Origin of the sequence: Flavivirga algicola, from assembly GCF_012910715.1 — a bacterium.
GTDB lineage: Bacteria > Bacteroidota > Bacteroidia > Flavobacteriales > Flavobacteriaceae > Flavivirga > Flavivirga algicola.
Genome location: NZ_JABBHF010000004.1, coordinates 462500 through 469696 on the forward strand (window position 1 = coordinate 462500; position 7197 = coordinate 469696).

Here is a 7197-nt window from a genome sequence, read left to right on the forward strand (position 1 = left end):
TAGTTGCGTGGGTTAGCGCTTAACTTTGCAAGTACACACCAAACTGAAAATCCGCGAGGATTTTCAGAAGTAGGCGAGAACAAGCAATTACTTATAGCCATTGTTGTACCTAGTGTTTTTATTCAACGTTTTTATAAAATATCATTGTTTCATTAGTCAAATCTAATTTTACTAATCCACTTCTAATTCCCAAATAGACATTTTCGATATCTATTACAGCTATTGAATTAGGATATAAACTATACCAAAATGTATTTTCAAAAATTAAGTCTTTATTAAAATCCTCAACAACATAAAAATTCTGATGTGTTGCAATTAATAGCTTATCCTCATAAATAGTGAATGCCTCTGGTGCATCGTTAAATTCTAATATTTTTTCATAAGAGAAATTTTCTCCAACTTTTTTTAATTCAAAAATTGCTCCTCTATTGAAAGATAAATGGGCAAGCCCTTCAATGAAATAGATTTTATCCTTGAATTCAAAAATGAATTTAATATTTCCCTCTTTTATTTCTATTCGGTCTTTATTGTTCGGTATAAATGATAATTTTCCACCCCATTCTCCACGATTGATTCCTATTAAAGTTCCGCCATCTATTTTTAATTCTGTATTATTTCTTTCCTTTACTATTTCAATGTTCAGTTTGTTGTCAATAATCTCTACTCCAAATTCGTTTCGAGCGTGATTTAGTTTTCTCCACTCATCAGATGACGATTCTGGAATTTCAGTTTCAACAAAGCTTTTAGGAATGTCAACTTCAACTTGACTAAAGGCAGTGAAGCACAATAATAAAAAGGAAGTTGTTAAAATTCTATTCATCGTTTTCTCGACATTAGGTACAACGGTGAGTATAACCGTCAGTTACGGAATAATATACGTAGACTTTTCGGTTTGGCACAGACGTTAGCAATTCCGAGTGGATTCGGACGTAGTCGAATCCGCCGTAATTGCGGTTATACATTGTTGTGCATAGTATTTTTTTAATCAAATCCAATTTCCGAGTAATACCATCTTTCGTCCAATTGTTTGATTCTATAAGATGCTCCAATAATTGTATCATCTCCAAAATTCCGAGGGCTTTTATTGAAATCATAAATTATTCGCTTTTCCGTTTTAAATATACTTCCAGACCTATTCACAAAAATTATTAGGCTATCGTTTTCCTCAACAAATCCAGAGTAACTTGGATTTTTCTGTCCAATATTTTTTATAATTAAATCAATGTCCAAGTCACGAATTTCTTCAATGATAAATTCATCCATTGAGTCTCTGTCAAAAGTTCCGTTGTCATAATCGTCAATTTTTGAAGTCAAATCGGTTAGTTCCACTTTGTAATCCAAAACTCTCTTTTCGTCGAATGGATTACACGACGTAAAAGCAATTCCTAAAATGACAAGAATTAGTTTTTTCATATTATGCACAACGGTAAATTGTATGAGTAGTGGCAGATTGCGTGACACTTCTCTGTCAAACCGCTACGCAGCTTGAGCGGGCTACAAAGCTTGATATTTGCACCTTTCCTGCCATTACTTATACAAAATGTTGTGTGCTGGTTTTATTCTGAGTTTAATATGTCAAATAAGCTTTTAACCTTGACAAACCACTTATCCAACCTGCTGGATGATGTATTCCGCCTTCATCTCCAAATACAATTGGTAAATCGGTTTCTTTAGATGGTTTTTCGAGTCTAAATTGACCATCTGATTCAAAACCGTTGGTAATAGTGCCAACCATGGCATCCCAATCTTCTTTATACTGATTCCCAATACCAACAATCATACTTGCTGAAAAATCGGGAGTATTTTCATGAAATCCAGAGTGTAATCCAGTTATCCATTGCAGGTTACCTGTTGCTATTTCAATAAATTGTTGGTCATTGTACAGATGATAAAACTCCATTGCTAAACCTGCTGCATAGCCAAATATTTTATTGTGACCATGATACCAGCCACTCCAGTTTAGTAAGCCTATTCCTTTATAATATCCAGCAGGTAGTATTTTAAACGGATTTTGGTTTGTAGCTGGAGCAAAATAATTATAAGCAAAGCTTTTAACTGTCTGATTCCATTTTTTTGAATTCTCATGGTCTGACCACAGGGAAGCCATTTCGATAAATGGGATGATATAATGAGGGAAATGACCTCCTTGGTTATATGCTTTGTAATTAGCATTCCATGCGCCACAATGAATATTGGCTTTTTCGGTAAAATCATAGGAATCGTAGGTGTAAAAATGACCATATAATCCTTCTTCGGCTTTTTCCTTAGGTACTTGTCTCGCCATTATCTTATTTGCATAATCAACTGCATTTTGTTTGTATTCTGTCTTTCCGCATTTGTATAGCTCCACAGAAGCCCACATCATCATTATTAAGTCGCGCGTCATCCATTCTTTAGGTGGTTTGCGCATTCCATAAGGTGCACCATGCGTAATTGCAAAATAATCTGTATTATCCCAGTGCAGCACAGGCCCAAATGTTGCTATCCAATTGTATGCCTTTACCGAACGTTTCAAATAAGAATCCGCTAATTCTGGTTCTTCCTTTTTTATAAGACGTGAAATACGTGCTAAAATCATTGCCGTTTTTGCAACATTTCCTGTAACCACCTTAAAGTTTTCCCTCATTTCGTGAATTACTGCTCCTTCTTGAAAACCAATTTCTTTGGCTTTATCTTGGCAACGTGTAACATAATTGGCACCAACTACTATTTGTTGGTAGGCTTCTTTTAATTCTTGGTTCGATAAATCGTTAGAACTTAATTCGATTAAATCGCACAATGCATTGAGCATTATTATGTGGCTACTAACTTCTTGCAAAGGGCTTCCACAATCTTTCCATCCTCCTTCGGGTTGATAACTTAAACTATCACGAATCTTTAAGTGAGCGAGGGCTGTTTTGTACCATGTTTCGTTCCATAAAAGGTTTTTGCCTATTTTAATTGGGAGTTCTTTTTTGCTGCTATAGAGAACTTGCTTACTATCTTTAATTGTCAAATAATATTCTCCAGCCTCTTTACAATCGGTAAAATCAACTTTCCACCAATACTTATCCCACTTTTTCCCCTGCGCTATTATCGCTCCTGAATAAACTTTATTGTCAGTTGAACTTTGTTTTAAGAAAAAGGAAGCTTTGGGGCTTAAAAAAGTAGAATCATTATGCTGAATCATTGCAACTTTAGGCAATTCTAAATCATAACCAATCTGCGAATAGGTTAAAACCCTGTAGTCAAAATCATCCTGAGCATAGATGCTAATTGACATAAATAAAAGTAAAAATGTAATCGTCTTATTCATATTTTATTCTATTTGATATTTGCTAATGTGTCTCAGTTTAACTTGCACACAACGGTCTAGTGTATGATTTCGTTGCGTGGTTTAAGCACTAAAGTTAGCAAATAAATCACAGATAGAAAGTCCGCGAGGACTTTCGTAAGTAGGCTTTAACTAGCAATGAATTATACACATTGTTGGCATTAGTTTTCTCCTGTTTTATTCCACCAAAAGATTAAATAAATCAGAGGTGATTGTAAAATAGCATTTAATATGTAATTCAAATATGGATGATTTGATGATATGATAGGAATTTTATATCCAACCCAAGTTAAAAATCCGATTACACCAATCAGTATTATGATTCCAGCAATAGAACCTAATACGTTTTTCAATTCATTATGAGGATAACCTCTAAATGGTAAAATTATAAGCATAATTATTAAAATAATAAAAAAATAACCAGATGTCAAAGTCATCCAAAATAATGAACGAATGGGTTTATTTATAGTCGTATTATCGTTTTTAATAACTGGACTTTTAATTTCGGTTGTGTCCGATTTTTTGAAAATATTGATTTGGTTCAAATCTAAATTCCGTAATCGGTCAGAATAGTGCTTTCTTTTAAAAATGCGATTTTCTAATTCAGTCAGTTCCGCTAATTTTAGAGAATCCGTTTTATATATTTTCTTTAGGTTGTCTATTGATTCTAATTTTTCAATTTTATTATTCAGATGATAGTCGTAAGAGAAATTAAAATAGTAATCAGAAGTAGTTAAAACAAAAATAGATATTATAAATATGGAAGTCCTTAAACCAAAATGGATAGATTTATTTTCAAAAAATTTTAATATTCGGTCTAATATTTTATCCATTCCTCAAATTAATGCCAACGTTTAATGTATGAAAAGTGCTTTGTGAACGGCTGATTTTCCGAAGGAAAATCGGACGTTAGCAAAAAGTCTTTTCCATTAGTTTAGGAACTAAAGTAAGCATTTTTTATACATCTTGTTAGCTTTAGTTTTTTATACTTTTTTATTTTGAAATACGATACAACTTAAGAGTCAGACTTGAAAGCTAAGTGAGAGAACAGGCTTCCAAGTCGGATGGAATAAATGTATTATTCTCATTTTCTTAAGCTATCAACAATTCTTTTTATAACAAAAACAGCATTCTGAATGTCTTTTTTGTCAAATGTATCTTCTTGAAGGTAGAACAACATTTCCACGGCTAAATCCAGATTCTTTATTAAATCTTCGTTAGATAATAAATGTTTGTCATTTAGATTTGAAAAATCAATCCTTTCCTTTTTATTTAAACTTGTCATATATGGCATTAATATATGCAAATATAAATCTTTTCTTGACTTGTCAAATATGGCAAGTATGAAAAAGTCAGAAATTTTAAAGATTATAGGTCAGAATGTTAAAAGAATTAGACTTGAAAAAGGTTTGACTCAAGTAGATTTAGTTGGGAAAATTGAGTCAAGAATCGATACTACGAATATTTCAAGAATTGAGAAAGGGAGAACAAACGCTACAATTCATACACTATTCAGGATAAGTCAAGCTTTAGATGTTCCTTTGTCAGAAATCTGTAATGTTCAAGAAAATAAATCGTAGTTTCTATTCCTCAAAGTTACTCTCAAATTAAAGCTAACGGTCTCGGCTATGAGTAGTTGCGTGGGTTAGCGGTTAACTTAGCAAGTACACACCAAACTGAAAATCCGCGAGGATTTTCAGAAGTAGGCGAGAACAAGCAATTACTTATAGCCATTGTTGTGGTTAGTTATTTTCTTTAGATTTAAAATAGTCTTCTATTATTTTCTTGCTTTTTTCAGAGATTTCTTCGTTGTCCGAAACGAACACTTCTTTTTCAAAGTATTTATAGTGGTCAATAATCGTTAAAGAAGACGAGTCTTTATTAATTTTTTCTGTTTGTAATATTTTCTCTTCAATTTGTCCTTTTACAATTTGTTTTCCAGTTTTGAGTCCAAAAATCCCAAAAAACGGTTTCAAAGTTCCATCACTAAATGTATCTTTTTTAATGATATTATCGGCATATTTATTTTCAATAATTACAGATAAAAATCGCTCATCGACATTTTTAAAATTACTGACATAGTTTTTTATAAATGCTATATTTTTACCGAAAACAATAGTGTCTGGAATTTCAAGTTCAAAATAAGTGCTTGGTTCCATTTTTAGCTTTCCATTATTGTCAAATACCAAACTTTGATTTTTGTAAATGGTGTCATTTCCTTTTGGTTTCCATTCAATTTTTTCTTTTAATGTTCCGTTTTCTCTGAAGTAAGTCCACCAACCATCTTGCAACCCATTTTTTACGAGTCCTTTTTCTTTTATCATACCATTTTCATAATAGTAAAAAAGCGTGTCAATTGGCTCTCCATTCTTAAAGAGTGACAACGATTTTAAATTCCCATTCGGATAATGTTCTCCACCATAGCCAGAAAAAGTAGAGTCGGTTTTAGAATCATCAAATTCCACTTTAATTAACTGTCCATTATATTCCTGAAAAATTTCTTTTTTTTCCGATTTACAATTGAAAAGTAGTAGTAAAATTAGTATGTATATCAGTTTCTTCATAATGTTCGTTAAGATACATAGTTTACACAAGTTAAAGCTTATGTGTTTACACTAAATTAGTTTCTAACCTTGTCGATTGTTGTTTGTTTCTTAATTGTTTTTCATTAAAGTATCCTAAAAGTACGTTTCTATAATAGACTTTCCAAATACCATTTCCTAGCTCTTCAATACCCACATGTTTTCCCTTTAATGCTGCGGATAAATATACCCAGTAATATGACTTCCATCTAATTGATCCACTCTTAGTTACCTTGAGTACTTTGTAGCTACTATCATAATCATAATGAGTTATTTTTTCAGGGAATGGTCTACATGAAAAATCATGTACATCTGATGGTGTCTTCATATCCAAAGCCTCGTGAGGTCGTATATGGTTATATTCCTTTACAAAGTGATTTAAGCGTCTTTGTTGTGCTTTTAGATCATATGCAGAAGGTTTAGCACAAGCGGCCTTTAAATCACGGTGCATTCGTTCATGTCTTCCATTTTGTTCAGGATGAGCTGGATCAGAAAAAACTGGAGTAATTCCTAGTTCTATAAACCAATAAGAAAGTTGTGTATAACGTTGAATAGCTCTTACAGACCCAAAGGGACTACCATTATCAGTATGTATTTGTTTAGGAATACCATACACTCTAAAAACCTTTGTGAATTCTGCCTTTGCAGCTTTTAGAGTTTCTTTGTAGTGTCCTTTAGCAGTGAACAAAAATCGACTTTTAGAGTCTGCTATGGTCAGTGGGTGACAATAGATTTTATTGCCCATTAAAAACTTTCCTTTATAATCAGCACTCCATACTTCATTACAGGATTTTGGATCAAAAATAGGGTATATAGGTTTTACTCTTCGCATGCGTTTTTGAGGAGATACCAATCCATGTTTTCGCAGGATATTATGAACAGTTACCACAGATGGGATTTCTACTTTAGGAAACTCTTTAAACATTAAAACTCTAATTTTTTTAGCGCCCCAGAGCTTATGTTTTTCTTTTAGCTTAAGAATACTTTTTACGATTTTTTCATCCGTTGTATTAGGATGTTTTCCTGGTTTTCTGGATAGCTCTTTTAGACCTTCATAGCCTTGGTTTTCGAATCGATCAATCAATTTGTAAGCGGTGGGTCTGGAGATTCCAAAACTCTTGCATAATTCTGTGATAGTATATTTTCCAGTACGCCATTCACAGATAAATTCAATTTTTTGTTCCATAGTTGTTGTCGTTTTCCAAGGCATGATAATTTGATTTTGATCTCAAATTATACCTCAAAAAGTGTAAACTATGTTTCTTTAACTTTGTAAAGGATGTTTCTTTAACGTACCTAATT

At 32.6% G+C, this 7197-nt stretch carries 8 protein-coding genes; 1 reads left to right on the forward strand and 7 read right to left on the reverse strand.

Annotated elements, in window-relative coordinates; all coding sequences use genetic code 11:
- Positions 1-118: 118 nt before the first annotated feature.
- The 5 genes from HHX25_RS09415 to HHX25_RS09435 all read right to left on the reverse strand — a co-directional run bounded on the left by HHX25_RS09415 (position 119) and on the right by HHX25_RS09435 (position 4598).
- Positions 119-820, reverse strand: a complete 702-nt coding sequence (locus HHX25_RS09415) for a hypothetical protein (protein ID WP_169672480.1) — start codon at positions 818-820, stop codon at positions 119-121.
- A 161-nt stretch (positions 821-981) separates the two neighbouring features.
- Complete coding sequence (locus HHX25_RS09420; RefSeq protein ID WP_169672482.1) at positions 982-1413, reverse strand: hypothetical protein; 432 nt, start codon at positions 1411-1413, stop codon at positions 982-984.
- Positions 1414-1567: 154 nt separating this feature from the next.
- Entirely contained in the window at positions 1568-3295 is a 1728-nt protein-coding gene (locus HHX25_RS09425) for a glycoside hydrolase family 9 protein (protein WP_169672484.1), read from the reverse strand.
- 179 nt (positions 3296-3474) lie between these two features.
- Positions 3475-4146 (reverse strand): hypothetical protein, encoded by a 672-nt coding sequence (locus HHX25_RS09430; protein ID WP_169672486.1) that lies wholly within the window; start codon positions 4144-4146, stop codon positions 3475-3477.
- Between the two features lie 251 nt (positions 4147-4397).
- The gene (locus tag HHX25_RS09435) at positions 4398-4598 is read right to left on the reverse strand and encodes a hypothetical protein (protein ID WP_169671795.1); all 201 of its coding nucleotides are present in this window, start codon (positions 4596-4598) and stop codon (positions 4398-4400) included.
- A 58-nt stretch (positions 4599-4656) separates the two neighbouring features.
- Between HHX25_RS09435 and HHX25_RS09440 the strand changes: the two genes are divergently transcribed.
- Positions 4657-4893 (forward strand): helix-turn-helix domain-containing protein, encoded by a 237-nt coding sequence (locus tag HHX25_RS09440; RefSeq protein WP_169672488.1) that lies wholly within the window; start codon positions 4657-4659, stop codon positions 4891-4893.
- A gap of 162 nt (positions 4894-5055) precedes the next feature.
- Here HHX25_RS09440 and HHX25_RS09445 read toward each other — a convergent pair whose 3' ends face one another.
- Both HHX25_RS09445 and HHX25_RS09450 read right to left on the reverse strand, forming a co-directional pair.
- A complete protein-coding gene (locus HHX25_RS09445) occupies positions 5056-5877 on the reverse strand; it encodes a toxin-antitoxin system YwqK family antitoxin (protein WP_169672490.1) in 822 nt (273 codons plus the stop codon).
- A 46-nt stretch (positions 5878-5923) separates the two neighbouring features.
- On the reverse strand, positions 5924-7105 hold the full coding sequence (locus HHX25_RS09450) for an integrase core domain-containing protein (protein ID WP_169672491.1): 1182 nt from the start codon (positions 7103-7105) through the stop codon (positions 5924-5926).
- Positions 7106-7197 lie beyond the last annotated feature (92 nt).

What these genes read in the sequence shown, in the direction of transcription:
- HHX25_RS09415 (WP_169672480.1), bottom strand. Translation starts at nt 820, where the DNA reads ATGAATAGAATTTTAACAACTTCCTTTTTATTATTGTGCTTCACTGCC.
- HHX25_RS09420 (WP_169672482.1), bottom strand. Translation starts at nt 1,413, where the DNA reads ATGAAAAAACTAATTCTTGTCATTTTAGGAATTGCTTTTACGTCGTGT.
- HHX25_RS09425 (WP_169672484.1), bottom strand. Translation starts at nt 3,295, where the DNA reads ATGAATAAGACGATTACATTTTTACTTTTATTTATGTCAATTAGCATC.
- HHX25_RS09430 (WP_169672486.1), bottom strand. Translation starts at nt 4,146, where the DNA reads ATGGATAAAATATTAGACCGAATATTAAAATTTTTTGAAAATAAATCT.
- HHX25_RS09435 (WP_169671795.1), bottom strand. Translation starts at nt 4,598, where the DNA reads ATGACAAGTTTAAATAAAAAGGAAAGGATTGATTTTTCAAATCTAAAT.
- HHX25_RS09440 (WP_169672488.1), top strand. Translation starts at nt 4,657, where the DNA reads ATGAAAAAGTCAGAAATTTTAAAGATTATAGGTCAGAATGTTAAAAGA.
- HHX25_RS09445 (WP_169672490.1), bottom strand. Translation starts at nt 5,877, where the DNA reads ATGAAGAAACTGATATACATACTAATTTTACTACTACTTTTCAATTGT.
- HHX25_RS09450 (WP_169672491.1), bottom strand. Translation starts at nt 7,105, where the DNA reads ATGCCTTGGAAAACGACAACAACTATGGAACAAAAAATTGAATTTATC.